The organism is Pokkaliibacter sp. MBI-7 (genome assembly GCF_029846635.1).
GTDB lineage: Bacteria > Pseudomonadota > Gammaproteobacteria > Pseudomonadales > Balneatricaceae > Pokkaliibacter.
The window spans coordinates 804,809-831,442 of record NZ_JARVTG010000001.1 but is presented as its reverse complement, the minus strand read 5'-3'; the positions used below and the strand labels follow the sequence as shown (position 1 = coordinate 831,442).

The following is a 26,634-nucleotide window of genomic DNA, read 5'->3' as shown; positions in this document are numbered from 1 at the left end:
GGCGTATCCATTAGTTGGTATGGAATAAAACCGCCACAGGTCCAGACCTGTGGCGGTTGTCTTGTCTTTGGCGTACCGGGGCAGATCGTTTAATTTGAGGTTGTCATGCAGGTAGAAGAAGTAAAAGCTCGTATTCAAGCGGGTATCGCAAATGCTGAAGTCTTCCCCGAGGGCGAAGGTTGCAGCTTTCAGGTGGTTGTGGTCAGTGAAGCATTCAATGGCATGACACCTGTCAAGAAGCAACAACTGGTGTATTCCTGTTTAGCGGACAAAATTGCAGATGGCAGCATTCATGCTCTGACCATCAAAGCCTATACCCCCGCCCAGTGGCAGAATGTCAACGCCTGATCAGGAGTGCTCTATGGATAAATTGTTGATCTCTGGCGGCGCGCCGCTACAGGGAGATATTCGCATTTCTGGCGCCAAGAACGCCGCACTTCCCATTCTCGCTGCCACCTTGCTGGCCGACGGCGTCGTTAAAATATCCAATCTTCCTCACTTGCATGATGTTACTACCATGGTGGGTCTGATTCGCCGCATGGGAGTCGAAGTGACCATGGACGAGAAGATGACCGTCGAGGTGGATGCGACCCAGATTGATAATGTCACCGCTCCTTACGAGCTGGTAAAAACCATGCGTGCATCCATTCTGGTATTGGGGCCACTGGTGGCGCGATTTGGTCGTGCAGAAGTATCCTTGCCTGGTGGTTGTGCCATTGGTAGCCGTCCGGTGGATTTGCACTTGCGTGGCCTTGAGGCTATGGGAGCCAAAATCGTACTGGAGGATGGCTATATTCGCGCCAGTGTCGAGGGGCGTCTGCGTGGTGCTCATATATTCTTTGATACGGTGACCGTTACAGGTACTGAAAACCTGCTGATGGCAGCCGTGCTGGCAGAGGGCGAGACCGTTCTTGAGAACGCTGCACGCGAACCTGAAGTGGTCGATCTGGCTGAGTGTCTTATTGCTATGGGCGCCGATATCCGTGGTCATGGCACGGACACCATCCATGTTTACGGTGTTGAAAAACTACATGGATGTTCCTACCGGGTACTGCCTGACCGCATCGAAACCGGTACCTATCTGGTTGCGGCCGCGGCAACAGGCGGGAAGGTGCTGTTGAAAGATACTCGTGCTGACATCCTGGAAGCCGTGCTGCATAAGCTAACGGAAGCCGGTGCCAAAATTGAGTTTGGTGATGATTGGATCAGCCTGGATATGCAGGGTAAGCGTCCCAAGGCTGTCAGTCTGACCACTGCCCCTTATCCTGCTTTTCCTACAGACATGCAGGCACAATTCGCCACGCTGAATACCATTGCGGAAGGCACAGGCATCATTCGTGAAACTATTTTCGAAAACCGCTTCATGCATATGAACGAGTTGATGCGGATGGGGGCCAAGATGCATATCGATGGCAATACCGCTGTGATCGAAGGTGTTCCACAGCTTAAAGCTGCACCGGTTATGGCTACTGACCTTCGCGCCTCTGCCAGCCTGGTGATTGCCGGTCTGGTCGCATCAGGTGACACCGTAATTGATCGCATTTACCACATTGATCGTGGTTATGAATGCATTGAAGAAAAATTGCAGCGTTTGGGCGCTAAAATTCGCCGCCTGGCCAACTGATCAACCTTTTGGCGTACAACGGTACTGACGTGGATGTAACGATGAAACAAACCTTGACTCTGGCTTTGTCGAAAGGACGTATTCTGGACGATACCCTTCCCCTGCTGGCAGCCGCGGATATCCATCCTCTGGAAGATATTCGAAGCAGCCGCAAGCTGATATTCGACACCAACCATGAGCATTTGAAGTTGATCGTTATTCGTGCCACCGATGTACCTACCTACGTTGAATATGGTGCGGCAGACATGGGTATTGCGGGCAAGGATGTGCTGATGGAACACGGAGCTCAGGAAATGTATGAGCCCGTGGATCTGGAGATTGCCAGGTGCCGCCTGATGACGGCTGGAGTTAAAGGGGCAGTACCGGTCACTGGTCGCCGTCTTAAGGTGGCTACCAAGTTCGTGAATATCGCAAAGGCCTACTATGCAGAGCAAGGCATCCAGGCGGATGTCATCAAACTGTATGGTGCCATGGAACTGGCACCCCTGATGGGATTGGCGGACAAGATAGTTGATATCGTTGATACCGGCAATACGCTTCGTGCCAACGGCTTGCAACCCGAGGAGCTGATAGCAGATATCAGCAGCAGGATGGTAGTCGGCAAAGCCTCGATGAAAATGAAGTATCGCCTGATTGAACCTATTCTAGAGCGGCTACAGGCGGCGGTGGTAGCCAAGCGCCCTGTTCAGGAGGGTTGATAATGAGTATTGAAATGGAGGTTCAAAAGGTGAGCTCTGTGGTTCGTATGCTCAACGCTGCAGATGCTGACTTTGCAAGGCAACTGGATGCGTTGCTGGCATGGGAGTCTGTATCCGATCCGCTGGTACAGCAGCGTGTTGATGGGATACTGGCAGATGTCAAAGAGCGAGGTGATGCTGCAGTGCTTGCTTACACCGCGCAGTTCGATCGTTTGTCGAAAGACCGAGTGTCAGATCTGGAGGTTCCGCGCGCCAGGTTACTGCAGGCTCTGGGCAATTTGCCTGCCACTCAACGCGATGCGCTGCAGGTGGCGGCAGATCGTGTTCAGCGCTATCACCAGCGCCAACAGCAGTCCTCCTGGCAGTACGAAGAGGAAGATGGCACCGTACTCGGACAGAAGGTGACACCGATGGATCGTGTGGGCATTTATGTGCCCGGTGGTAAAGCTGCTTACCCGTCATCTGTGTTGATGAATGCCCTACCTGCCAAAGTTGCAGGGGTGGGCGAAATCATCATGGTAGTACCCACACCAGGTGGCGAAGTGAACGAACTGGTGTTGGCTGCAGCAGGCCTTGCTGGTGTTGATCGTGTATTCACCATCGGTGGCTCGCAGGCGGTTGCAGCACTGGCTTACGGCACCCAGACAATACCTAAGGTTGATAAAATTGTTGGCCCCGGAAATATCTATGTGGCTACCGCCAAGCGGGCTGTGTTCGGTACTGTGGGTATTGACATGATCGCCGGCCCTTCTGAAATTCTGGTGATTTGCGATGGTCAGACTGATCCTGACTGGATTGCCATGGATTTGTTCTCACAGGCTGAACATGATGAGCAGGCTCAGCCGATCCTAATCTCTCCTGATCTGGCGTTTCTACAGAAGGTACAGGACAGTATTGATAAGCTACTGCCTACTATGGAACGTAAAGACATCATCGGTGTTTCATTGCGTGATCGCGCTGCTTTTATCGCGGTGGCTGATCTGGATCAGGCGTGTGATATTGCTAATCATATTGCACCTGAGCACCTGGAGCTGTCGGTAGCCGAACCCCAGCTCTGGCTGGAAAAAATTCGCCATGCGGGTGCTATTTTTATGGGCCGTTATACTGCTGAAGCACTTGGCGACTACTGTGCAGGACCTAATCATGTGCTGCCCACCTCCGGGACCGCACGGTTCTCCTCTCCGCTGGGCGTATATGATTTTCAGAAGCGTTCTTCACTGATCATGTTCACAGAGGATGGCGCGAGTGAGGTAGGTAAGGTGGCATCTGTTTTAGCTCGCGGTGAATATCTTACGGCTCATGCGCGTTCTGCTGAATATCGCATCAAGTCTGATTAAGGCTAGGTACTGGTAAGGCCGGGTACGATCAGAAAAGGCGGGATATTCCTAATGCCAGTCAGTTAAGCCCAACAGCTTGACCTTTTGCGCCCTGAAACGAAAATCCGATGCTTGTTTTGAGCATCGGATTTTTTATGCGACTGTCCCGCGCCTTGGCACTGACTCACGAAGCCGCTTCTACTACTCACGCCCTTGATGAACTGGGGGCGCTGCTTGATCCAGACCTGGTCAGCACCGCACTGGAAACGGCGGGAGTGGCGACCATACGTAAGCGACGCCTCCCTCTTGAGTCCATGATCTGGTGCGTGATCGCCATGGCGTTGTTTCGCCGGATGTCGGCCTGGGATGCTGCGAGTCGTATGGACATCATGCTGCCTGGGCAGAGGCCACTGGTGGCACCCAGTGCCATCGTGCAAGGTCGGCAGCGCCTGGGCAGTGCGGCGGTGCGAGAAGTCTTTTCCCTGACGCAACAACGCTGGCATGCCAGCGCCAATCACCCCACCTGGGCGGGTTTGCGCCTGCTCAGTGTCGATGGCGTGGTCTGGCGCACAGCGGATACGGACGACAACCGCAAGCACTATGGCAGCGCCAGTAATCAGCATGGCGATACCGGCTATCCCCAAGTGCGCATGGTCTGCCAGATGGAACTGACCAGTCACATGCTGGTGAGCAGTGCTTTTGCCGGTTATCACAGCAACGAGATGAAGCTGGCCGAACAACTGATCGACAGCACACCCGATCACTCGCTGACCTTGTTCGACCGTGGCTTCTATTCGCTGGGGCTTCTTCATCGCTGGCAACAAACAGGCACTCAGCGCCATTGGCTACTGCCGCTGCGCAAGGATGCTCAATATGAGGTGCTATACAAGCTGGGGCGCCAGGATGCCATCGTCTCGCTGAAGACCTCGCCGCAGGCGCGTAAGCAATGGCCCGAGCTGCCCGACACGCTACAGGCCAGGTTATTAAGCAAGACCATCAAGGGCAAAGTCCGGCAAGTACTGACTTCGATGATCGATCCTCTGCGCTTTCCGCCAGATGACATCGTGGATCTGTACAGCCAGCGTTGGGAAATCGAATTGGGCTATCGAGAAATGAAGCAAGGCATGCTCGCGGGTCACTACACACTGCGCAGTAAAACGCCGGAGATGATTGAACAAGAGCTGTGGGGCGTACTGCTGGGGTACAATCTGCTGCGTTATCAAATGCTGGAAATGAGTCGCCACTGCCCTGGCATCTCCCCCTGCGAAATGAGTTTCACCGCCTGCACCTGGGCGATCCTGGGCTTCTTGAACGGGGTCTCTTTGAATCATCCAGGCAACATCCCTCGCTACCTGGCTGAACTACAGGCTTCGGCCATGCACTACGTCCTGCCTCATCGACGTGAGGAGCGCAGTTACCCGCGGGTGGTCAAGCCCAAGCCGTCCAAGTATCCGACCAGAAATAAAAATGCCAGTCAGCTTAACTGACTGGCATTAGGGATATTCCCGCCTTTTCCGTCTTTGGGGTTCTCCTCTGAGCTATTGATCCTCCGCCAGAGTATTCGGGCGTTTTCCCACGCTCACATTCACGGAAAGAGTGCGCTGATCACGTAGAATATCCAGCTGTATACTGCTTCCTGGCTTCATTTGGGAGACTTCAAACATTGAGTAGTTATTGCCCATTACCGGCTTGCCGTTGATGCGAGTGATTATGTCTCCTGGGCGCAAGCCTGCGACATGGGCTGGGCCATTGCGATATAGCCCGGTGATCAGTAATGCATCCGCTGGAATGTTGTTGGCACCTTCCGTTTTTAGCTCCTGAGTCTCTACTCCCAGCCAGCCGCGGATGACTTCACCGTATTTGATGAGGTCTTTGACCACCATGTTGACCATGTTGGCGGGGATGGCGAAGCCTATACCCTGATAGCCGCCAGACTTGGAGAATATAGCAGTATTGATACCAATCAGGCGGCCTCGGACGTCTACCAGTGCTCCACCGGAGTTGCCCGGGTTGATGGCGGCATCGGTTTGAATAAAGCGCTCAAAGGCGCTGAGTCCAAGCTGGCTTCGACCAATAGCACTGATAATACCCATTGTCACTGTTTGCCCGACGCCGAAGGGGTTACCAATGGCGAGCACTACATCGCCAATACGTGCCTTGCTGTCGTCTGTTGTTTCAATCACTGGTAAGTTTGGCAGATCAATTTTAAGCAGAGCGAGGTCAGCATCCTGATCGCTGCCAATAACCTTGGCGTCAGCCTCCCGGCCATCACGTAAAGCCACTTTAATTTCGTCTGCACCACGAATGACGTGGTGGTTGGTTACCACGTAACCCTTTCCATCAATAATGACGCCTGACCCCAGGCTGGACTGAATGCGGTCCCGATTCGGTGAGTCTGGCATGTTGAAGAAGCGGCGAAATACCGGGTCATTCAGCATGGGATTGGCAGGAGCACGCTGATAGGTTCTTGTGTAGATGTTGACTACCGCTGGAGCGGCATGCTCGACAGCGTCTGCATAGCTGGCTGGGCCAGTTGGCGGCACAATAAGGCTGCCAGGTGCGGCATGAGCCTCTTCAACAAAGGGCGTATGTTGATTCCAGCCCAACAGCGCAACGCCAATCGCAACGCCGGTAAGTGATGGCCAGATGAATGACCGGCAGACATGCATCCAGTTTTTCTTCATGCAGAAACCTCCTTCGTGCAAGAGCCGCTAAAATAGAGCCTACAACTGAGTGATTCAAGGACCCTCAAACATGACAAGCATGGTAAATCAGTCGATCTCTCTAGCCCAAGTAGTGATGACTGCTGAGCAGCAGATGAACAGTGGAGCGTTTAAGGATTATTGTCCCAATGGATTGCAGGTCGAGGGACGCTCTCAGGTGCGTAAATTGGTCAGTGGGGTCACTGCCAGCCTGGCATTTGTTGAGCAGGCGATAGCGGCTGGTGCTGATGCATTGTTAGTGCATCATGGCTATTTTTGGCGTGGCGAGGCTGCTGAAGTGGTAGGGGTGAAAAAACGCCGATTGCAGGCGTTACTGCAGGCGGATGTAAGCTTGCTTGCCTATCATTTGCCTTTGGATGCCCATGCTAAGTTGGGGAACAATGTGCAGCTGGCAAAGCGCCTTGGCTGGATAGTGGAGGATGGGCTTGAGCCCGGCAATCCTCGTTCTATTGGTTTGCAGGGGCGTTTATCACAAGCGTTGCCAATCAATGATGTGCTCTCTCAGCTTGCAGATCTAACCGGTCGTACACCGTTATTGGTGGGGCAGGGGAAACCGGTAGTATCAAGGATTGCCTGGTGTACCGGAGCAGCACAAAGCATGCTGGAGCAAGCTGCGGCGATCGGTGCTGAGGTTTTTGTAAGCGGTGAGATATCAGAGCAGACGGTGCATCTGGCCAATGAGCTTGGGCTTTACTACATAGCGGCAGGGCATCACGCTACAGAACGATACGGTGTTCAGGCACTGGGAGATTGCTTGGCAGAGCAGCTTGGTATTGTGCATCAGTTCATTGATCTGCCTAATCCTGTCTGAGCACCAGTTGCCACCCTTACTGGTATGGCAACTGGGCTTGACGGACTGGTGAGAGTCAATCTATGCGAGGAGAGGTGGATTCTTGTGCTGCTTCTTTCGCTCTTAGTCCGAAACCTTCAGTCAGCGTGCCGACATCATTAGGTGAGGATTTGGGTACATAGTCCCGTGGTTGTTGAATCGGGGAGGGCTCGGTTTCACTGGTAGTATTGTCTGTCACTGTCTGAGTGACGGTTGCCAGTGGGCGCAGTGCTGTAGAGCCATCACCTAGCTTGCTGTTGACGCTGTTTAATTGCGAGTGCATGGCTTCGACATTCGTCAGTAGCTGATTGAAGAGTGTGACGGTAGAGTCGAGATGATTCTGTACGTCGGCACGATAAGTGATCAGCTCCTGCTGCGTCGCAGTGCTGCTGGTAAAGCTTTCAATCTCTCTTTTTTGCGGTGGTTGCCTTGGCATCAGGCGTCCGACAATCAGGCCGACGATGAAGGCAATGGCGGCGATCAGAATGATTTGTGCGAACTGTTCCACTGATTACTCCTGACTAGATCCTTGTATTACTCTCGCTATCATAGGGGAAGCTTGCTGTTGCACCAAGCGCAAGCTGTATTCCCTGACCTGCCATTGCTTAACAAGGGGGGGATGGCTAAAGTATCGCCTTCTTGATTTTACCTACATGAACGACTACCGCCATGACCCCTCTGGAGCGCTACCAGCAAGACCTCAAACGTCCTGATTTTATCCATGATCCTGCCCAGGAAATGGCCGTCAGACATTTGCAGCGTTTGTTCGACGATCTGATTGCTCAGCAACATCTGCCCAAGCCTGGCTTGTTCCAGCGGTTGACAAATCGGTTGGGAAATAAAACGACAGAGCCGGTGACTGGTCTGTACTTCTGGGGTGGCGTAGGGCGCGGTAAAACCTATCTCATGGATACTTTCTTTGAGTGCTTACCTTTTAAAGAGAAGAAGCGCACTCACTTCCACCGCTTTATGCAGCAGGTACATGAGGATCTGAAAGCGTTGGCTGGTACCGTGAACCCATTGGTTGCGATTGGCAAGAAATACAGCGAACAGGCGAGAGTGCTGTGCTTTGACGAGTTTTTCGTTTCGGACATTACTGATGCGATGATTCTGGGTGGGCTGTTGGAGCAGCTGTTTGCCAATGGCGTGTCGCTGGTAGCAACATCCAACATTGTTCCTGATGGCCTGTACAAGGATGGTTTGCAGCGGGCACGTTTCCTGCCAGCCATTGCACTGCTTAACAAGTACACTCACGTGGTGAATGTGGACAACGGTGTGGACTATCGTCTGAGGGCGCTGGAACAGGCAGTGCTTTATTACAGTCCGCTGGGGGGGGAAGCGGAACTTAGTCTGCGCAAAAGTTTTGAGTCTCTGGTACCTGATCTGGGGTCAATGGAAGAGAACTCTGATTTGCTGGTGAACAACCGGATTATAAAGGCACGTTTCCTTTGTCAGGATGTGGCATGGTTTGATTTTGCTGAGCTGTGTGATGGGCCTCGTAGTCAGAACGACTATATAGAGCTGGCCAAGATGTATCATGCGGTATTGCTGTCAGATGTGCCGCAGCTGGGTGGTAATAAAGATGATCAGGCGCGTCGATTCATTAACCTGGTTGATGAGTTTTATGACAGTGGTGTCAAGCTGATTATTTCTGCTTCGGTCCCTCTCATTGATCTATATGCTGGCGGGCGGCTGAACTTTGAGTTTGAGCGTACTACCAGTCGACTGTTGGAAATGCAGTCAAAAGAGTATCTGGCAAGAGAACATCGCTCTTAACATTTGCAAAATGAGCCGTTATAATGCGCGGCCTGCATTTTAAGCAGCATTGTGTTAGCTAGTGTGATCGGCTAACGAATAAAAATAGGTAGCACTCCCAAGTGCATCGTTGTTAGGACGAGATTAATGAAAACCCTGAGCGCCAAGCCTCATGCTGTAAAGCATGACTGGTATGTGGTTAACGCCGAAGGTAAAACCCTGGGTCGTCTGGCCACTGAGATTGCTCGCCGTCTGCGCGGTAAGCACAAGACTGAATACACTCCTCACGTTGATACCGGTGACTACATCGTTGTTGTTAACGCTGAGAAGGTTGCCGTTACTGGCGCCAAAGGTACTGATAAAATGTACCACCGCCACACTGGTTATCCAGGTGGCCTGAAGTCCATGAGCTTCAACCAGCTGATCGATCATGCTCCTGAGCGTGTTATCGAGCTGGCTGTGCGTGGCATGCTGCCCAAAGGTCCTTTGGGTCGCGCTATGCACTCCAAGCTGAAAGTGTATGCTGGTGCTGAGCATCCGCACACTGCCCAGCAGCCTAAAGAACTGAATATCTAAGGGGAAGTAGACATGTCAGTGACTCAATACTACGGTACCGGTCGCCGCAAGACCTCTACTGCCCGTGTTTACCTGAAGGCAGGCTCTGGCAAGATCGTTATCAACAAACGCAGCCTGGAAGAGTATTTCGGCCGCGAAACCGCTCGCATGGTAGTCCGTCAGCCTCTGGAATTGGCTGAAGCTACTGAGAAATTCGACGTGATCATCACCGTTGCTGGTGGTGGTAACTCTGGTCAGGCTGGTGCGATCCGTCACGGTATCACCCGTGCTCTGATCCAGTACAGCGAAGATCTGCGCTCACCTCTGCGTAAAGCAGGTTACGTTACCCGTGACGCTCGTGAAGTTGAGCGTAAGAAAGTGGGTCTGCGTAAAGCGCGTAAGCGTCCTCAGTACTCCAAGCGTTAATTCGCTTTTGGTACAGAAAAACCCCAGGTGGCGAAAGCTGCCTGGGGTTTTTCTTTTTGGGGTGCTGCAAGGGCTTCGCTAAGTGCTGCGTCGTTTGAAATGGTTTGGCTTTGATATTGAATGCACTGCTTTTTTTGATCCTGAGCAGGGCGAGCACGGAAACCTTTTGCCATACTTAGGGGGCTTGTTGTGGTTACTGTCCACAAAAATGGCTGGAAAAAGGGATTGTGCACAGTCGTAAGCTGCATTTCCCTTTTCCCGATGTGTTGATTTTGTAAGTTGGAAAATATTAGCAGTACTGGCTATAAGGTTGATGGCCTGTAGCCGATACGTGAACTTCATTACCGTCGGCGGCAATTCCGTGAATTAGAGCCGTGCACTGGCGTATTGGATATCTGCTTGGATGGGAGGCAGGTTTGCTCGTGCAAATATGGGAGAACACCTGTAATGAGCAATGACGGCGTGAATAAAGGGCGTCGGCGTTTCCTGGTGGCGACGACCTCGGTAGTCGGGGCTGTAGGCGCTGTCGGAGCAGCGGTGCCTTTTGTTGCATCATGGAGCCCAAGTGCCAAGGCAAAAGCAGCAGGGGCACCAGTGAAGGCGGACATTTCCAAGCTGGAAATGGGGCAGCAAATGATCGCAGAGTGGCGTGGCAAGCCTGTATGGATTGTCCGGCGCAGTAAGGAGATGCTGGACAGTCTGTCGAAGCTGGATAGTCAGCTGGCGGATCCGATGTCAGAAAAGCCACAGCAGCCGGACTACATTCCCCACCAGGCATACCGTTCAATCAAGCCCGAGATTATGGTGATGGTGGGCATTTGTACTCATCTCGGGTGCTCACCAACTTACCGACCTGAGGTTGCACCGGCAGATCTGGGGCCAGAGTGGTTAGGTGGGTATTTCTGCCCATGTCATGGCTCTCGCTATGATTTGTCTGGACGGGTTTATAAGGGTATGCCTGCACCACTGAATTTGTTGGTGCCCCCTCATAACTACACAGATGACAACACCATTGTGATTGGTGTGGATAAGGAGAAAACCTGATGGGTAATCCAAACCGCAGCAAGGCTACAGGTGGCTTATTGGGTTGGATCGATGAGCGTTTTCCCGCAACTCAAATGTGGGAAGATCATTTATCGAAATACTATGCGCCAAAAAACTTCAACTTCTGGTACTTCTTCGGTTCACTGGCGTTGTTGGTTCTGGTCAACCAGATTCTCACCGGAATATGGTTGACCATGAGCTATAACCCCAGTGCGGAGGGGGCTTTTGCCTCTGTCGAATACATCATGCGCGATGTCGATATGGGGTGGATCATCCGCTACCTGCACTCTACCGGCGCTTCAGCATTCTTTATTGTGGTCTATCTGCATATGTTCCGCGGCATGATGTATGGCTCGTACCGCAAACCACGAGAGCTGGTGTGGATATTCGGTATGGCCATCTATCTGGCGCTTATGGCGGAAGCCTTCATGGGGTATTTGCTGCCCTGGGGGCAAATGTCCTACTGGGGCGCGCAGGTTATTGTCTCTCTTTTCGGTGCGATTCCAGTAGTAGGAGAGGATCTTGCTCAGTGGATTCGTGGTGACTATCTGATATCAGGTATCACACTAAATCGCTTTTTCGCATTGCATGTAATAGCTCTGCCCATTGTCTTGTTGGCGCTGGTCGTCCTGCACATTCTTGCTCTTCATGAGGTGGGCTCGAATAACCCGGACGGGATCGAAATCAAGGCTTTCAAGGATGAGCATGGTATCCCGCTGGATGGTATTCCTTTTCACCCTTATTACACCGTCAAAGATATTGTGGGTGTTGTGGTATTCCTGTTTGTCTTCTGCACAGTGGTGTTTTTCTTCCCCGAGATGGGAGGGTACTTCCTGGAGAAGCCGAACTTCGAACCTGCCAATGGATTGAAAACGCCAGAGCATATTGCGCCGGTTTGGTACTTCACTCCCTTCTATGCCATGTTGCGAGCTGTCACCTATCCGCTGTTTGGTGTGGATGCCAAGTTCTGGGGAGTGGTTGTCATGGGGGCGGCCATTGCCATCCTGTTTGTGCTGCCCTGGCTTGATCGCTCACCAGTCAAGTCCATCCGCTACAAAGGCTGGATGAGCAAAGTAGCGCTCGTTATTTTTGTGTTGTCTTTTGTCTTGTTGGGGTGTCTGGGAGCGACGCCTTCCACTGGTCCTCGAACGGTCGCGGCGCAGCTGGCAACAGTTTTGTACTTCGCTTACTTCCTGCTGATGCCTTTCTATACCCGCATGGAGTCAACCAAGCCTGTGCCTGAGCGAGTGACTGGATGATGAATAAAATACTGGCCATAGTTTTTGCAGCGTTAATGCCAGTTGTGGGATGGGCGGCTGAAGGGCATAGCGTGCATTTGGATAAACATGAGACCGATCTGCATGATACGGCTTCTATGCAGCGTGGATGGGCACTGTTTAAAAATTATTGCCTGGGTTGTCACTCGGCAAACTATCAGCGTTATGAGCGCACGGCTGATGATCTCGGTGTGCCCGCAGAGATGGCTGCAAAATACCTCGTTTTGCCTGGGCGCAAGATTGGTGAGCAGATGACGGTGGCTATGCGTACTGTTGATGCAAAGACTTGGTTTGGTAGTCCTCCACCAGATTTGACGTTAGAGGCGAGGTTGCGTGGAGCGGATTGGATTTATACCTATCTGCGCAGTTTTTATGCCGATAGCTCTCGTCCTTTTGGAGTCAATAACACCGTCTTTCCCAATGTCGGGATGCCTCATGCGTTAATTGAATTACAGGGTGTTCCCGAAAAAACCTGTAAGCCTGTACCTGTTGTCGACGAGGATGGGCGTACCAAGGTAGATCCTCTTACGGGTAAGGCTTTTCTTGAAACGCAATGTGACGTTATTGGTATCAAGCCGGGAACGGGTAAGTTGACAGAAAAGGAATATGATCAAGCGGTCTATGATCTGGTAAACTTCCTCGCCTATATGGGTGAACCATCAAAATTGGACAGCATGCGAATTGGCACCTATGTGCTAATATTCTTGGCCATTCTATTTGTGTTCGCCTACGCGCTGAAACGTGAGTACTGGCGAGACGTGCACTAGTGCGTTGTTAAGCGAGCTTACGCGCGGCCTTTAAGGGCCGCGTTGGCGTTTGTGCAAAAATCTTTATTCAGAAGAGGTTACCAACATGGGTGTTGTGGCGAAGCGTTCTTCAATGACGTTCTTCTCCAACGGTGAAGATCATTACAGTCATCGCGTACGTATCGTACTGGCCGAAAAAGGAGTGACTGTTGATGTGCTGGATACCGATCCTGAGCATTTGCCTGAGGATGTGACCACTCTTAACCCTTATAGCTCATTGCCGACGTTGCTTGATCGTGAGTTGGTGCTGTTCGAGCCTAACATCATGATGGAGTATCTTGATGAGCGTTTTCCGCATCCTCCGCTGTTGCCTGTTTACCCGGTAGCGCGTGCTGAAAGCCGTCAGTTGATGCATCGTATCCAGCGCGACTGGTGCAAGCATGTTGATCTGATTCTGGCAAACAAGAATAGCGATGAAGCTGAGCAGTCACGTCAGATTCTCACTGATAGCCTGGTCTCTATAGCACCGATTTTCTCTGAACGTCCTTACTTCATGAGTGATGAGTTCACTCTGGTCGATTGCTGTACGGCGCCCATTCTATGGAGACTTCCTGCGTTGGGTATCGAGCTGCCTGAAAAGCCTGCCAAACACCTCCTGAAATACATGGGGCGGTTGTTTGAGCGTGAATCTTTCCGCGCCAGCTTGTCTGAGGCGGAAAAAGAAATTCGTGCTTGATGCCTGATACTGGTGACATGCTGCGTTGGGCTGAATGCCTTTTTATCTGTTTGTGAAAAGAGTTACTTATGATACCTAGCCGCGCATTTCTGGCTCGTGCCTTGTATGACTGGATACTTGAGAACGGTTGGACTCCATACGTCGTTGTTGATGCTGAGTGTCCAGGGGTTCAGGTGCCAGTTCAGCACGTTCAAGATGGGCAGATTATCCTCAATATTTCTCCATCAGCAGTGCAGTATCTGCAGATGGGGAATGCTGAACTGACATTTAATGCGCGATTCGGGGGAGTGCCAATGCAGGTAATTGCCCCTATTGCCTCTGTTTTGGCGGTGTATGCCAGAGAAAATGGGCAGGGTATGGGGTTTGGTATGGAGCCCGGAGCAGATATGTTGGAGCAGCGTTTGCTGGAGGAGGCAACTGCTTCTTCACTGGAGGTTGTTGATGGCGCTTCTAGCAAGGGGGATGAGCTAGTAGAGGATGCGGATAGCAAGAAAAAGCGCCCAACCTTGAAGGTTGTTAAGTAGTGAAGTAATTGCAGCTACTGCGCTGTTTCTTTGATTGCAAAAGGCATGTTCTCGAACATGCCTTTTGTTTTTGGTGTTTAAATATATTCGAAAACTTTAACGATCTGTTGAACCCCGCCAACTTGCCTGATTAAGTCGACTGCAAGGTTGGCTTGTTGTGGGGTAACTCGTCCCATTAAATAAACGATCCCCGCTTCGGTGATGACCTTGATCTGCGAGCTTGGAACATTTTTGTTGGAAAAGAGTTTGCTTATTACCTGTGTGGTAATGAAGGTGTCTTGGCTCTGCATAACCAGAGTGGCTGGCGGTGCTACAGATAACATGTTCTGGACTTGTTTCACGTCTCGAACTTGCTGAACTATTCTGCCTGCTTCTTCCTTGGCTGTCTGGGTGGGCACCTGTCCAACCAGCAGTACGATACCATCGATACTGGTAATGGAGATGCGCCCGTGCTGTACCTCTGCTGAGCCTTTGCTGATATTGACATTGGCTTTTGTTTCGATCACCTGATCGTCAATATAGCCACCCATGGTGCGTGAACCGTAATCCTCTTTGATAGGTTCTTCGCGGCCATTGGATATCATAGTTGAGCAGCCATGCAGGGCGATGGTGCTAAGTGCCAAGGTTGCAAGCAAAGGGTGCTTCATCCTTCTCCTCCAAAGAGCTGGTGGTCAATAAGGTCGCATAAGCAATGCACGATCAGGGTGTGGACTTCCTGAATGCGCACAGGCTGATCCGAAGGAACTCGTAATTCAACCTCTTCTGGTCTGAGTAATGCTGCTATATCGCCACCATCGTGGCCTGTCAGTGCAATAACCATCATGTCGCGGTCATGCGCTGCCTGAATTGCCTGGACAATGTTGGCAGAACGACCTGATGACGACAAAACCAGCAAGATGTCTCCTGGTTGACCCAGAGCGCGAGTTTGCTTGGAGAAGACATCGTTGTAGCTGTATTCGCTGGCGATCGCGGTCAGTGTGGCAGCATCTGAACTCAAGGCCATGGCAGGCAGGCCGGGGCGATCACGATCGAAGCGATTCAACAGTTGTGTGGCGAAGAGCTGGGCATCAATTGCAGAACGGCCATTGCCACAACACAGAATTTTTCCCTCATTCAGCAAACAATGCAGCATCATCTCGCTGGCGTGGGCTATTACAGGTGTAAGGGTTTCAACCGCATGGACTTTGACGTCGATGCTGGTGTGAAATTGCGCAATGATGCGATCTTGCAGCTCCATGAGTGGTTGGGTCATGTCAGATTCAGGTCGTGAAGGCATTTTTCAGCCAGTTAAATAGGTAGCCATCAGCACTGTTTTCAACAGCGATGACATCAAAGCGACAGAGCTGATTTTGCCATCGCGGATTGCGCTGCAGGTAAGCATGGGCTGTGTTGATTATCCTGCTTTGCTTGTTGGTATCCACCGATTGTGCAGCGGATACCAGAGAATTGGCACTGCGATAGCGAACTTCGACAAATATCAGGATGTTTTGTTCCTGCACGATAATATCTATTTCGCCATTGGCCAGTCTGATATTCCTGTCCACCACCGTCAGCCCGGCTTGCTTCAGGTAATCACAGGCTGCCTGTTCAGCGCTTCTTCCGCGCCAAAATGCTCGCACACCCTCAGTCCTGTGGTTGGTTGGTGAGGATGGGGTAAGGTGCTCCGTCACGCATGCGCGCAATGCTGAGTTGTCGATGAATGACGCCGTCTTCCATCTCCAAAATACCCGTCTGGCCGTAGAAGCGGCTGTTTTGATGTTCCTTCATCAGCGGCATCCTTAGCATGAGCTCAAAAGCATCCATGCCCATGGCATAGAACCCTAGAACGTTGCCAGCTGATTGCTGCCAGAAGTCCTGTACCTGGGCTGAGTTGCCGCTAACTCCCTTCAAAAGCATGGGCATGATGGTGAAATAGACACCATTCAAGTCCTGATCATGCTGAGGGTCGGGTTTGCCAGTGTAAATTTGCGATGTTGCGTAAATGGGGATGTCAGAGGCAAAGTTGAACGACAGCGCAGGAACGACCTGTCGTGCGGTCTGGGGTTTGCTAACCAGAAAAATCATGTCGATATCCTGGCGATGACGTGCACTGCCATTGCTGGCTTTGGCCTGCGATGCGGTCATGTTCAGACGTAGCCATTGGGCAGAGACATCGACATAAGAGTCGCGACCATCCAGCGAAAATTCGTCTTGTATGCTGCCTCCCAGTGATTGCCATTCCTGACGAAATGCGCTGGCGGCACGTTGAGCCCATTCACTGGGTTCGGTAAGAAGCATGGCGCTGCGCTTGCCATCTTGCCAGGCCTGATTGGCAGCCTGGCGAGCTTCGTCTTCAATTGTCAGGCCATATTCAAAGAGGTTGTCGGGCAGATAGCTGGTGTTGTCCAGTACGTTCAGGCCCAAGGTGTCGATGTCGAGATGGTTGCTGTTAGCCAGCTGCTGTAACTGTTCTTTGCGCAGCGGGCCGATGACAAACTCCACGCCCTGATTTTTCAGATCCTGATATAGAGACAGCAGGTTCGGGTAGCTTTCGCTGTCCTTGACCACTACTTCGGGCGTGTTCAGGCCACTTTGCTGGCGCTGATAGTAGGAAGTCATAAAGCCTTGTTGGATGGCTTGGCTTACGTTGGCCAGCTGGCCGCTCATCGGCAGTACTAAAGCCACTTTGGGAGGCAGTTCGGTGTTGGTATCAGTCAGTGCGGCAAGCTCTCCCGGCAGCAGGTAGCTGGCGGGGTGGCTGGGCCATGCGCGTTTCCAGTCCATGAGGTTGCTGGTCTGTTGTGCCAGGTCAGACTGGTTGCGCATTATCAGTGCCAGCTCAAGCCAGCCTTGAGTGAGGCTGTCGAGCGCATCGCCTTTCGCCTGATTAAGCTGGCTGGTGTTGCTGCGTTGCAGGTCTTGCCAGATCAGGTCGTGTTGGGTCTGCTTCTGGTTACCATCCAGCAGGCTGGATAGCTGAATACGCTCTTTGGCAGCGTGAATGTAGTCAAGATTCAGCTCGAAAGCCTGGGCGCGTAGCTGGTGCAGCAACTGTTCATCGACGGAGCTTAGCTGCGACTGCTGGAATACGGGATCGTGTAACCAAAAGAGCGCCTGGTTGCCATCCTGCCGGCTGAGCTCCAGCTTGGCTCGAAGAAATGCATATTCGAGTTTCAGGTCAGCATCCAGTGATCGCTCATCAACCATGTCTGTCAGGGTGCTGGCATCGCCGGGGCGTGCCTGATCTAACAGCTGCTCAGCGTTCAGCAATAGAAACTCGTTACGATCTTCGCCGGATTTTGCCTGACTGCGTGCTACTATGGAGCCAATTGACTGTTGTGAGCTGGCTCGTTGAGTTGCTTTCTGTGGCTGAGTCCCTGAGTTGGACACGCATCCAGCCAGCAGGATGCTTGCAGATGTTGCTAGGCATAGTGCCAAGCTGCGTAAATTGCATGAGCTCACAATCAATCCCTGTCGCCTTGGTTTTTCATCGGAATATCTGGATTCGGCATGTCAGAACAGGCCTTATATATTGTCGCCACTCCAATTGGAAATCTTGAGGACTTGAGTCCTCGTGCTGTTGCTACATTGTCCAGCGTTGGGCTGATTGCGGCAGAAGATACTCGCCATAGTCAGCGTTTACTGTCTCATTTCAATATTAGAACCCCTGTGTGGGCTGTACATGATCACAATGAGCGCAAGCAAGCAGACGCTATTGTACAGCGATTGATGGGAGGGGAAAGTGTTGCTCTGGTTTCTGATGCGGGGACACCGCTAATCTCCGATCCTGGTTATCACCTGGTGAAGGAGGTGCGCCGGGCTGGATTCAAGGTAGTGCCGATACCGGGGCCGTGTGCCATGGTTACAGCGCTGTGTGCAGCAGGCCTGCCAACTGACAAGTTTGTATTTGAGGGTTTTTTGCCTGCAAGGGCGCAAGCCAGGCAGGCTGCGCTGGAAAAGGTCAGAGATGAAGCCAGGACTCTGGTGTTTTACGAAAGTCCACATCGCATTCTTGCCACGCTTCAGGCAATGGTGGAGGTGTTCGGTGAGGGGCGTGCCATGGTGATGGCGAGGGAGTTGACCAAAACCTTCGAGACTTTTTTGTCTGGTTCGATTGCAGAAGTGCTGGCCGAGGTTGAAGCAGATCACAATCAGCAAAAGGGAGAGATGGTGCTTATGGTTCAGGGGCACTCTGTACCTGTTGCTGACGATGACGATCTGGATGCAGAGGGGGGGCGTGTCATGCAAATACTGCTGGAGTCGCTGTCAATCAGTCAGGCTGCCTCAACGGGGGCAAAAATACTCAATCAGCCGCGCAAGAAATTGTATCAGTGGGCTCTGGCGCGTCAGAATGACTAATAGACGGGGCTGGTAACGGGGTAGTTGTTGGAGAATATCTGCAGTTGCCCCTTGTACCTTTGAAATTGCATGGTATCCTTTGCCGCCGCTGAGTCCGCTGGACAATCGTCGCCCTGCAAGGGGGGGAGGAAAGTCCGGGCTCCACAGGGCAGAGTGCCAGATAACGTCTGGGGGGCGCGAGCCTACGGAAAGTGCAACAGAAAGTACACCGCCTAAGTCCGCAAGGACCGGTAAGGTTGAAATGGTGCGGTAAGAGCGCACCGCGTGGGTGGCAACACTCCACGGCGATGGTAAACCCCACTCGGAGCAAGACCAAATAGGAACCCATTAGGCGTGGCCCACGCTGGGTTCGGGTAGGTCGCTTGAGGTCAGTGGTGACGCTGACCCTAGATGAATGATTGTCCTCGACAGAACCCGGCTTACAGGCGGGCTCAGCCCTTCCTTTCTTGTATGTATCAAACTCCTTTCTAGGCTTTCTTGAATTCCACTCATCTAGGCGTGGCAGGGCGGCTTTTGCCTTGCAAATGCTATGGTGCATTTCTATAGTGTGGGTGGTGAAAAGTGGGGGAAAGTGGTGTTTAAGTGGGGAGGTTGTCAGTGAGTGAAGGTCGATGGGTAGTTTTCGCGGACTAACATCAATTTCTCTCGACGATAAGGGGCGAATGGCGCTTCCTGCTCGTTACCGGGAGTTATTGACAGAAGCCTGTGACGGCAACCTAGTACTCACGATTGATACTGAAGATCCATGTTTGCTGCTCTATCCCTTGCCAGTATGGGAGGGGATCCAGGCGCGTCTGGAAGCACTGCCTAGCTATAACCCGGCGACTAGGCGTATCCAGCGCTTGTTGATTGGTCATGCTACAGATGTGCAAATGGATAAGCAGGGTCGTGTATTGCTGCCAATGGTGCTGCGAGCTTATGCCAGGCTGGACAAGCAAGTGGCGCTGATAGGTCAGGGACAGCGATTTGAGCTGTGGGATGAAGCAATGTGGATGCAGCGGCGAGAGGAGTATCTCGCACCGACTCATGACATGGCTGGCTTGCCAGCTGAATTAAGTGAATTAGCACTGTAGGCGACAAATGACAGATACCTATCAGCACGTAACAGTACTCTTGGACGAGGCTGTCGATCAGCTGGTGACCAATAGTGATGGCGTCTACATTGACGGCACCTTCGGCCGTGGCGGCCACTCTTCACGCATTCTTCAGCGGCTGTCTGCTAACGGTAGGCTAATAGCTATTGACAAGGATCCTGATGCCATTGCAGTTGCTAAGCAACGTTTTGCTGATGATCCTCGTTTTGAAATTGTTCATGCATCCTTTGCTGATCTCGCCGAGATAGTCTCCCAGCGCTCTCTGCATGGGCAGATAAGCGGTGTCCTGCTTGATCTCGGTGTCTCATCTCCCCAGCTGGATAATCCTGAGCGTGGCTTCAGCTTCATGCAGGACGGGCCACTGGACATGCGTATGGATCCTTCGCAGGGGCTCAGCGCAGCAGACTGGGTCAACTCGGCAGCAGAGAAAGATATTGCTGATGTGCTCTTTGTTTACGGTGAAGAGCGCCATTCCCGGCGAATGGCAAAGGCTCTAGTAGCCGCCCGGCAAGTAGCGCCTATTCTGCGTACCCATACGCTGTCAAAAATCATTACCGATGCCAACCCTGCCTGGGAGAAAGGTAAACACCCTGCAACTAGGGCGTTTCAGGCCATTCGTATCTTTATCAACAAAGAACTGGACGACATTCAAACCTGCCTTGACGCATCTGCCGATGTGTTGACGTCTTCTGGTCGCTTGGTTGTCATCAGTTTTCACTCGTTGGAAGACCGCATAGTTAAACGCTTTATCCGCAAGGAATCCAAAGGAGAGCAGCTGCCAAGAGGTCTGCCAGTTACTCAGGATATGCTCAATATCCGCATGCGTACCTTGGGTAAGGCGCAAAAGGCTGAAGCTGATGAAGTAACCGACAATGTTCGGTCTCGCAGTGCAATCATGCGCGTAGCTGAGAGGATCTAGTATGGGACAGGCGGTAGTGAACAAGCAGCCTGCACGAGTGCAGAATGTTGTGCCTCAAAAGCGGCTGGTCATGCATCCTGTACTCAATATTCAGGCTTCTTCCTGGCGCGTCATCCTGATTGCGGTATTGATGACGATGGTTGTTGCCAGTGCTGTGGCAGTGATCTTGAGCTCTCATTGGAATCGTAAGCAATTCAATGAGCTGCAGCAGTTAGAACGACAGCGTGATCGTCTGGAGGTCGAGTGGGGTCAGCTTTTGCTGGAGGAAAGTACCTGGTCAGCTCACAGCCGGGTAGAAACGCTCGCTCGTGACAGATTGCACATGTTTTCGCCTCCTCCCAAATCAATCATTATGGTTCAGCCATGAGAAACACCAATACGGGCCTGCCATTCCCCTGGCGAGTACGCATAGTACTTGGCATGCTGGGGGCGCTCGCACTTATTCTGTTGGGGCAGCTCATTAACCTGCAGGTGGTACATCAGAACTTCCTGAATACTCAGGGAGATGCACGTGCGCTGCGAAAAGAGGTCATTCCTGCGCATCGTGGCATGATTGTGGATCGTAATGGCGAGCCACTGGCTATCAGTGCGCCAGTCGAAACCCTATGGGCGGAACCGCAAATACTGAGCGAGTATCCCGATCGTTGGGCTGACCTGGCGACGGCTCTGGAGACACCCGCTGATGTGCTCGCTCAGCGTATCAAGCTTAATGCAACCAAAGAGTTTATGTATCTGCGTCGCCAGATGACGCCGAATGATGCAGCTAAGGTGGTGGCATTAGGCATTCCTGGCGTATATAGCCGCAAGGAGTATCGCAGGTTCTATCCCGCCGCCGAAGTGACCAGCCATGTTGTTGGCTTTACTGATGTTGATGGCAAAGGGCAGGAAGGACTAGAGCTTGCCTATGATTCCTGGCTTGAAGGTGTGCCGGGGCTAAAAGACGTGTTGCGCGATCGCCTGGGTCGCAATATCAAGGATCTGAAACTGGTTAAACAGGCGCGTCCAGGCAAGGATTTGGTGTTGTCCATTGATTTGCGTCTGCAATATCTGGCGTATCAGGCCCTGAAAGGGGTGGTTGCAGAGAACGGCGCCAAAGCCGGGACCATGGTCGTGCTAGATGCCAAGACGGGCGAGGTTTTGGCTATGGTTAATCAGCCTGCCTATAACCCCAATAACAGGGTCGACGTCTCGTCATCCAGTTTACGCAACCGGGCAATTACGGATATGTACGAGCCCGGCTCAACCATGAAGGCGCTGACTGTTTCTTCCGCGTTGATGAATCATGTTATTACGCCTGATACCAAGATTGATACCACCCCGGGGCGTTTGCGGATTACCTATAAAACGATCTCCGACCACCGTAACTACGGTGTGCTTGATATCACCGGCATCATTACCAAGTCCAGTAACGTAGGGGCGTCGAAAATTTCCATGATGCTGCCGGAAGGGGCGTTGTGGCAGACATTCCATAGTTTTGGTCTTGGACAAAATCCTCAGACCGGTTTTCCTGGCGAGCAGCCAGGGGAGCTGCCTTTCTACAAACCGACTCAGGTGCTGCAGCTGGCCACCATGTCGTACGGCTATGGCCTGACAGTTACACCACTGCAGCTTGCGCGGGCCTATGTCCCTTTTGCTAATGGCGGCAAACTTTTTCCTGTTTCCATGGTGAAGCGCGCCAATCCGGTGGAGCCGACTCAGGTAGTTACCCCTGAAGTTGCTCATGATGTGTTGAAGATGCTGGAAACAGTAACCGAGAGTGGTGGTACGGCAACCCGTGCTCAGGTACCCGGGTATCATCTTGCTGGCAAGACCGGGACCGTGCACAAGGTTGGTCCGAATGGCTACGAGGCTAACAACTATTTTTCAGTATTTACTGGTATTGCACCGGCATCTGATCCCCGTCTGGTCGCAGCCATCATCATTGATGACCCTTCCAGTGGAGAGTACTTCGGGGGGGCTGTGGCGGCACCCGTGTTCGGTCGGTTTATTGCTGGTGCTATGCGTCTCCTAAATATTCCGCCGGATGATCTTGAAGGTCTTATCAAGCTCCAAGGGAAAAAATCATGAGTACTTCTCAGCCTGTAACCCTCGGTGAGTGGTTAACAGCGGAGTCGATCCCCGTCGAGTTGGCTCAGCAGCCGTTGGCGCCTATTACACTGGATAGTCGCCGCGTAGAGTCAGGTTATTGGTACGTTATTACAGTTCTGGATTCTGACAAGGCGCAGCAGTTTTATCTGGATGCTGTTGAACGCGGCGCTGCCATGGTGCTGGTTGATGCCAGCCTGTTTGTTGAAGAGAGGGCGGGTTGTCCCGTCGTCAAACTGGCTGAGCTCAAGTCGCGACTAGGCGAGTTGATGAACTGCTATTTCGCCTCTCCAAGCCGTCAGATGGATGTTATTGGGGTCACGGGCACCAACGGGAAAACATCCGTCAGTCAGTTTATTGCTTCTGCTTTGGCATTTTTAGGTAAGCCCTGCGCTGTACTGGGTACCCTGGGTTATGGCATGCCTGGCCATTTGCAGACCGCCACTCACACAACGCCCGATATTGATCGCGTGCATGGTGTCATGGCACAGATGCAGGTGCAGCAGGGCGCGAAAGCGGTGGCAATGGAGGTCTCATCCCATGCGCTGACTCAGGGGCGAGTGGACGGTGTGACGTTTCAGACCGCAGTTTTCACTAACCTGAGCCGTGACCATCTCGATTATCACGGCGATATGGCTTCTTATGCCGTTGCCAAACAGCGTTTGTTCCAGTGTGCGGAGCTACAGCACGCTGTCATTAATCTGGATGATCCCTGGGCTGCCAGCTTTATCGAGGTACTAGCGCCCACAGTAAATCTGGTGACCTATGCCACTGAGCAGGATGCAACCATCTATCTTGGGCTATGGCATCCCGAACCAGATGGTATGCGTCTGGAATTTATGACGCCGCGAGGGCGTGTATCCTTCTCGACCCCACTGTTGGGGCGTTTCAATGTCAGTAATCTGCTGGCAGTAGCTGCTGTGCTTTACGCACAAGGCTATAGCGTTGAACAAATCAGTGCTGCGTTGGCTCAGGTGCAGCGTGTACCCGGACGGATGGAGTCATTCAGACAGCAGGGAAAACCACTACTGGTCGTTGATTATGCTCATACGCCCGATGCTCTGGTCAAAGCGCTCAGCGCACTGCGGGAGCATGTGCAGGGGCGGCTGTGGTGCGTATTTGGCTGTGGCGGCGACCGTGACCGAGGCAAGCGGCCACTGATGGCTGCGGCTGTGGAGTCCCAAGCAGACTTTATCATCCTGACGCAGGACAACCCGCGCACCGAGTCATCACAGCAGATCATTGCCGATACTCAGACAGGCTTCATGACATTGGATCACGTGAGCATCATTACTGATCGAGAGGCTGCCATTCGCTATGCGGTGGAGCATGCGTCTCCTGACGACATGGTACTGATCGCAGGTAAAGGCCATGAAGAATATCAAGACATTGCTGGCGTCAAACATGCGTTTTCAGATCGTGCTTTGGCGGCAGAGCTATTGGGAGTGGTGTTGTGATCGGTACCTGGGTTTTGAGTGATATCGCCGCAGCGTTGCCTGAGGCAGAACATCCAGTTGGTACAGCGTGGCAACATGTACAGGCTGCATCGGTGACTACTGACTCACGTAATGTGCCAGAGGGCAGTGTTTTCGTGGCGCTGGTCGGTGAGCGTTTTGATGGCCATGATTTCATCGCAGAGGTAGAGCGGCAGGGGGCTGCTGCAGTTGTTGCGTCTCGCCAGGTCAGTACGAGTCTACCGGTATTTGTAGTCGACAATACCCTGACAGCACTGGGGAAACTTGGTTATGCCAACCGTCAGCGTTTTTCAGGCAAAGTTGCGGCGGTGACCGGTAGTAGCGGCAAAACGACGGTGAAAGAAATGCTGGCCGCCATCATGGCCACGCAAGGTAGCGTACTGGCTACCAAAGGTAACCTGAACAATGAAATTGGTGCGCCGCAGACATTACTGCAGCTATCTGACCAGCACCAGTATGGCGTGATTGAGCTGGGCGCCAGTGCGATTGGTGAAATTGCCCGTACAGTGGCCATGACCTGTCCGCATGTGTCCATTCTCAATAATGCTGCGGGTGCTCATCTCGAGGGGTTTGGATCGCTGGCAGGCGTGGTGCAGGCAAAGGGTGAAATTATTGATGGTTTGTTGCCGGGAGGGACCGCTGTTCTTAACGGTGACGACCCCCACTTCTCCATCTGGCAGCAACGAGCCGCTGAACAGTCGCTTGATGTTCTGGTCTTTGGTGTTGATGCCGAATGGGCCGATGTGCGTGCATACAAAGCTCAGATCTCACCTGTGGGTACCTGGGGTTTTGAGTTGCATTTACCGGATGGAACCTTCTCACCGGTGCGGCTGGCGTTGCCGGGTCAGCACAATATTCGTAACGCCCTCGCAGCCGCCGCAGCCGCGTTTGTTCAGGGCGTCACCGTTGAAGATATCGCCACTGGATTAGAGCAAGTAAGGGCAACGCCAGGGCGCTGCTTCCCGATTATTACCGCTGATGGTATGCGCCTGCTTGACGACACCTACAATGCCAACCCTGCCTCGATGAAAGCAGCGATTGATATGTTGATGTCGCTGCCCGGGCCACAGGTACTGACGTTGGGCAGTATGGCTGAGCTTGGGGACAGTGCGGCTGATGCTCACTTCAGTGTGGGGCGTTATGCCGCCGAATGTAGTGTGCCTATGATGTTCTGTTGTGGGCCATTTGCGGCAGCACTCAAGGAAGGCTTCGACTCCTGTGAGGGGAAAGGTCAGGCATTCTCGTTTACAGATAAGCAAACGCTGATAGATCAGCTCAGAAATAAGGTAGATGCAAGCATGGTAGTACTGTGTAAGGGATCACGGAGTGCACAGATGGAAGTCGTGATTCAGGCTCTGCGCGGGGAGACCAACTGAAATGCTGCTCTGGCTTGCGACTTGGCTCAGTGAGTACCACACCGGCTTTGCTGTATTCCAGTACCTGACCCTGCGCGGCATCCTGGGCGTGCTGACCGCGCTGGGGCTGTCACTGGCTATTGGCCCGCTGATGATTCGTACCTTGCGCCAGTACCAGATTGGTCAGGCTGTGCGTAATGACGGCCCTCAGAGTCACCTGAGTAAAGCTGGTACGCCTACCATGGGTGGAGCGTTGATACTGATTTCTATCGCTATCAGCACGTTATTGTGGGCTGATCTCAACAATCGCTATATCTGGGTTGTTCTGGCCGTAATGTTCGTCTTCGGGGCGGTAGGCTGGGTCGATGACTACCGCAAGGTGATCGAGAAAAACTCCAAAGGCCTGCCTGCACGCTGGAAGTACTTCTGGCAGTCAGTAGGCGGCATTGGCGCCGCTGCATTTCTGTACGCTACGGCCAGCACCGCAGCGGAAACAACCCTGATTATTCCGATGATCAAGCATTGGGCCATCCCTTTGGGAATGGTGGGCTTCGTGGTGTTTACCTATCTGGTGATTGTGGGCAGCTCCAATGCGGTCAACCTTACCGATGGTCTGGATGGTCTGGCGATCATGCCAACGGTCATGGTGGCGGGGGCAATGGGCATCTTTGCTTATGTCACTGGTAATGCCAAATTCGCTGAATATCTGCTGATCCCTTATGTACAGGGCAGCGGTGAGCTGCTGGTGATCTGTGGTGCTGTAGTTGGAGCAGGCCTCGGCTTCCTGTGGTTCAACACCTATCCCGCCCAGGTCTTCATGGGGGACGTAGGTGCTCTGGCATTGGGGGCTGTACTTGGCACCATGGCTGTCATCGTGCGTCAGGAGCTGGTGCTGTTCATCATGGGGGGCGTCTTCGTGATGGAGACGGTTTCCGTGATTTTGCAGGTCGCCTCTTTCAAGCTCACCGGACGCCGTATTTTTCGGATGGCTCCGCTGCATCATCACTTTGAGCTGAAGGGCTGGCCAGAACCACGCGTTATTGTGCGCTTCTGGATTGTTACCGTCATGCTCGTGCTGATCGGGCTTGCGACATTGAAGATTCGTTGAGGATGTG

At 52.6% G+C, this 26,634-nt stretch carries 29 protein-coding genes and 1 other RNA gene; 23 read left to right on the top strand and 7 right to left on the bottom strand.

Annotation, left to right across the window (positions count from 1 at the left end):
* The first annotated feature begins 105 nt into the window (after window positions 1-105).
* From QCD60_RS03685 to QCD60_RS03665, 5 genes are all read left to right on the top strand, one after another.
* The gene (locus QCD60_RS03685; protein WP_279782506.1) at window positions 106-348 is read left to right on the top strand and encodes a BolA/IbaG family iron-sulfur metabolism protein; all 243 of its coding nucleotides are present in this window, start codon (window positions 106-108) and stop codon (window positions 346-348) included.
* Between the two features lie 13 nt (window positions 349-361).
* Window positions 362-1,624: a UDP-N-acetylglucosamine 1-carboxyvinyltransferase gene (murA, locus tag QCD60_RS03680; RefSeq protein WP_104156447.1), complete on the top strand. Its 1,263-nt coding sequence runs from the start codon at window positions 362-364 to the stop codon at window positions 1,622-1,624.
* Window positions 1,625-1,665: 41 nt separating this feature from the next.
* Window positions 1,666-2,322 carry an ATP phosphoribosyltransferase gene (gene hisG, locus QCD60_RS03675; protein WP_279782504.1) on the top strand — a complete coding sequence of 219 codons (657 nt, stop codon included), beginning with the start codon at window positions 1,666-1,668 and terminating at the stop codon, window positions 2,320-2,322.
* 14 nt (window positions 2,323-2,336) lie between these two features.
* Window positions 2,337-3,659: a histidinol dehydrogenase gene (gene hisD, locus QCD60_RS03670; RefSeq protein ID WP_279787876.1), complete on the top strand. Its 1,323-nt coding sequence runs from the start codon at window positions 2,337-2,339 to the stop codon at window positions 3,657-3,659.
* Between the two features lie 134 nt (window positions 3,660-3,793).
* Window positions 3,794-5,125, top strand: coding sequence for an IS4 family transposase (locus QCD60_RS03665; protein ID WP_279781589.1), 1,332 nt, complete (start codon window positions 3,794-3,796; stop codon window positions 5,123-5,125).
* A 51-nt stretch (window positions 5,126-5,176) separates the two neighbouring features.
* Here QCD60_RS03665 and QCD60_RS03660 read toward each other — a convergent pair whose 3' ends face one another.
* Complete coding sequence (locus QCD60_RS03660; protein ID WP_279782501.1) at window positions 5,177-6,322, bottom strand: trypsin-like peptidase domain-containing protein; 1,146 nt, start codon at window positions 6,320-6,322, stop codon at window positions 5,177-5,179.
* Window positions 6,323-6,401: 79 nt separating this feature from the next.
* Between QCD60_RS03660 and QCD60_RS03655 the strand changes: the two genes are divergently transcribed.
* On the top strand, window positions 6,402-7,172 hold the full coding sequence (locus QCD60_RS03655; RefSeq protein ID WP_347950219.1) for a Nif3-like dinuclear metal center hexameric protein: 771 nt from the start codon (window positions 6,402-6,404) through the stop codon (window positions 7,170-7,172).
* Window positions 7,173-7,227: 55 nt separating this feature from the next.
* Here the strand turns inward: QCD60_RS03655 and QCD60_RS03650 are convergent, their stop codons facing one another.
* Complete coding sequence (locus QCD60_RS03650; RefSeq protein WP_104156451.1) at window positions 7,228-7,698, bottom strand: DUF1043 family protein; 471 nt, start codon at window positions 7,696-7,698, stop codon at window positions 7,228-7,230.
* A gap of 161 nt (window positions 7,699-7,859) precedes the next feature.
* Between QCD60_RS03650 and zapE the strand changes: the two genes are divergently transcribed.
* The 3 genes from zapE to rpsI all read left to right on the top strand — a co-directional run bounded on the left by zapE (window position 7,860) and on the right by rpsI (window position 9,926).
* On the top strand, window positions 7,860-8,966 hold the full coding sequence (gene zapE, locus QCD60_RS03645; protein WP_279782496.1) for a cell division protein ZapE: 1,107 nt from the start codon (window positions 7,860-7,862) through the stop codon (window positions 8,964-8,966).
* Window positions 8,967-9,092: 126 nt separating this feature from the next.
* Window positions 9,093-9,521, top strand: a complete 429-nt coding sequence (gene rplM, locus QCD60_RS03640) for a 50S ribosomal protein L13 (protein WP_110186907.1) — start codon at window positions 9,093-9,095, stop codon at window positions 9,519-9,521.
* Window positions 9,522-9,533: 12 nt separating this feature from the next.
* Window positions 9,534-9,926, top strand: coding sequence for a 30S ribosomal protein S9 (rpsI, locus tag QCD60_RS03635; RefSeq protein ID WP_104156454.1), 393 nt, complete (start codon window positions 9,534-9,536; stop codon window positions 9,924-9,926).
* On the opposite strand, the gene QCD60_RS03630 is transcribed toward rpsI, so the two are convergent.
* On the bottom strand, window positions 9,923-10,174 hold the full coding sequence (locus QCD60_RS03630; protein ID WP_279782490.1) for a hypothetical protein: 252 nt from the start codon (window positions 10,172-10,174) through the stop codon (window positions 9,923-9,925). The genes rpsI and QCD60_RS03630 overlap by 4 nt on opposite strands.
* Window positions 10,175-10,373: 199 nt before the next feature.
* Between QCD60_RS03630 and petA the strand changes: the two genes are divergently transcribed.
* The 5 genes from petA to QCD60_RS03605 all read left to right on the top strand — a co-directional run bounded on the left by petA (window position 10,374) and on the right by QCD60_RS03605 (window position 14,253).
* Window positions 10,374-10,970 carry a ubiquinol-cytochrome c reductase iron-sulfur subunit gene (gene petA / locus QCD60_RS03625; RefSeq protein ID WP_279782489.1) on the top strand — a complete coding sequence of 199 codons (597 nt, stop codon included), beginning with the start codon at window positions 10,374-10,376 and terminating at the stop codon, window positions 10,968-10,970.
* On the top strand, window positions 10,970-12,229 hold the full coding sequence (locus QCD60_RS03620; RefSeq protein WP_279782487.1) for a cytochrome bc complex cytochrome b subunit: 1,260 nt from the start codon (window positions 10,970-10,972) through the stop codon (window positions 12,227-12,229). Before petA ends, QCD60_RS03620 begins: the two co-directional genes overlap by 1 nt.
* Window positions 12,226-13,014 (top strand): cytochrome c1, encoded by a 789-nt coding sequence (locus tag QCD60_RS03615; protein ID WP_347949980.1) that lies wholly within the window; start codon window positions 12,226-12,228, stop codon window positions 13,012-13,014. Before QCD60_RS03620 ends, QCD60_RS03615 begins: the two co-directional genes overlap by 4 nt.
* Before the next feature lie 85 nt (window positions 13,015-13,099).
* Window positions 13,100-13,729 (top strand): glutathione S-transferase N-terminal domain-containing protein, encoded by a 630-nt coding sequence (locus QCD60_RS03610; protein ID WP_104156457.1) that lies wholly within the window; start codon window positions 13,100-13,102, stop codon window positions 13,727-13,729.
* A gap of 68 nt (window positions 13,730-13,797) precedes the next feature.
* Window positions 13,798-14,253, top strand: coding sequence for a ClpXP protease specificity-enhancing factor (locus tag QCD60_RS03605; protein WP_279782484.1), 456 nt, complete (start codon window positions 13,798-13,800; stop codon window positions 14,251-14,253).
* 77 nt (window positions 14,254-14,330) lie between these two features.
* On the opposite strand, the gene QCD60_RS03600 is transcribed toward QCD60_RS03605, so the two are convergent.
* The 4 genes from QCD60_RS03600 to QCD60_RS03585 are packed head-to-tail and all read right to left on the bottom strand — an operon-like array spanning window position 14,331 to window position 17,622.
* Complete coding sequence (locus QCD60_RS03600; protein ID WP_279782482.1) at window positions 14,331-14,900, bottom strand: BON domain-containing protein; 570 nt, start codon at window positions 14,898-14,900, stop codon at window positions 14,331-14,333.
* Window positions 14,897-15,490, bottom strand: a complete 594-nt coding sequence (locus QCD60_RS03595; protein WP_104156503.1) for a phosphoheptose isomerase — start codon at window positions 15,488-15,490, stop codon at window positions 14,897-14,899. Before QCD60_RS03595 ends, QCD60_RS03600 begins: the two co-directional genes overlap by 4 nt.
* 22 nt (window positions 15,491-15,512) lie before the next feature.
* Window positions 15,513-15,923, bottom strand: a complete 411-nt coding sequence (locus QCD60_RS03590; protein ID WP_279782480.1) for a YraN family protein — start codon at window positions 15,921-15,923, stop codon at window positions 15,513-15,515.
* Entirely contained in the window at window positions 15,877-17,622 is a 1,746-nt protein-coding gene (locus tag QCD60_RS03585) for a penicillin-binding protein activator (protein ID WP_279782477.1), read from the bottom strand. The genes QCD60_RS03590 and QCD60_RS03585 overlap by 47 nt, the downstream gene beginning before the upstream one ends.
* A 120-nt stretch (window positions 17,623-17,742) precedes the next feature.
* Between QCD60_RS03585 and rsmI the strand changes: the two genes are divergently transcribed.
* The 9 genes from rsmI (at window position 17,743) to mraY (ending at window position 26,627) form a co-directional block, all read left to right on the top strand.
* A complete protein-coding gene (gene rsmI, locus QCD60_RS03580) occupies window positions 17,743-18,591 on the top strand; it encodes a 16S rRNA (cytidine(1402)-2'-O)-methyltransferase (protein ID WP_279782475.1) in 849 nt (282 codons plus the stop codon).
* Between the two features lie 89 nt (window positions 18,592-18,680).
* Window positions 18,681-19,029: RNase P RNA component class A (gene rnpB, locus QCD60_RS03575), an RNA gene on the top strand.
* Window positions 19,030-19,202: 173 nt separating this feature from the next.
* Complete coding sequence (gene mraZ, locus QCD60_RS03570; RefSeq protein WP_104156463.1) at window positions 19,203-19,664, top strand: division/cell wall cluster transcriptional repressor MraZ; 462 nt, start codon at window positions 19,203-19,205, stop codon at window positions 19,662-19,664.
* Between the two features lie 7 nt (window positions 19,665-19,671).
* Window positions 19,672-20,604, top strand: a complete 933-nt coding sequence (gene rsmH / locus QCD60_RS03565) for a 16S rRNA (cytosine(1402)-N(4))-methyltransferase RsmH (protein WP_279782472.1) — start codon at window positions 19,672-19,674, stop codon at window positions 20,602-20,604.
* A gap of 1 nt (window position 20,605) precedes the next feature.
* A complete protein-coding gene (gene ftsL / locus QCD60_RS03560; RefSeq protein WP_279782469.1) occupies window positions 20,606-20,971 on the top strand; it encodes a cell division protein FtsL in 366 nt (121 codons plus the stop codon).
* A complete protein-coding gene (locus tag QCD60_RS03555; RefSeq protein WP_279782467.1) occupies window positions 20,968-22,671 on the top strand; it encodes a penicillin-binding transpeptidase domain-containing protein in 1,704 nt (567 codons plus the stop codon). The genes ftsL and QCD60_RS03555 overlap by 4 nt, the downstream gene beginning before the upstream one ends.
* A complete protein-coding gene (locus QCD60_RS03550; protein WP_279782465.1) occupies window positions 22,668-24,146 on the top strand; it encodes a UDP-N-acetylmuramoyl-L-alanyl-D-glutamate--2,6-diaminopimelate ligase in 1,479 nt (492 codons plus the stop codon). The genes QCD60_RS03555 and QCD60_RS03550 overlap by 4 nt, the downstream gene beginning before the upstream one ends.
* A gap of 92 nt (window positions 24,147-24,238) precedes the next feature.
* Entirely contained in the window at window positions 24,239-25,540 is a 1,302-nt protein-coding gene (gene murF / locus QCD60_RS03545) for a UDP-N-acetylmuramoyl-tripeptide--D-alanyl-D-alanine ligase (protein WP_279782463.1), read from the top strand.
* A 1-nt stretch (window position 25,541) separates the two neighbouring features.
* Window positions 25,542-26,627: a phospho-N-acetylmuramoyl-pentapeptide-transferase gene (gene mraY, locus QCD60_RS03540; protein ID WP_104156468.1), complete on the top strand. Its 1,086-nt coding sequence runs from the start codon at window positions 25,542-25,544 to the stop codon at window positions 26,625-26,627.
* The last annotated feature ends 7 nt before the right edge of the window (window positions 26,628-26,634 follow it).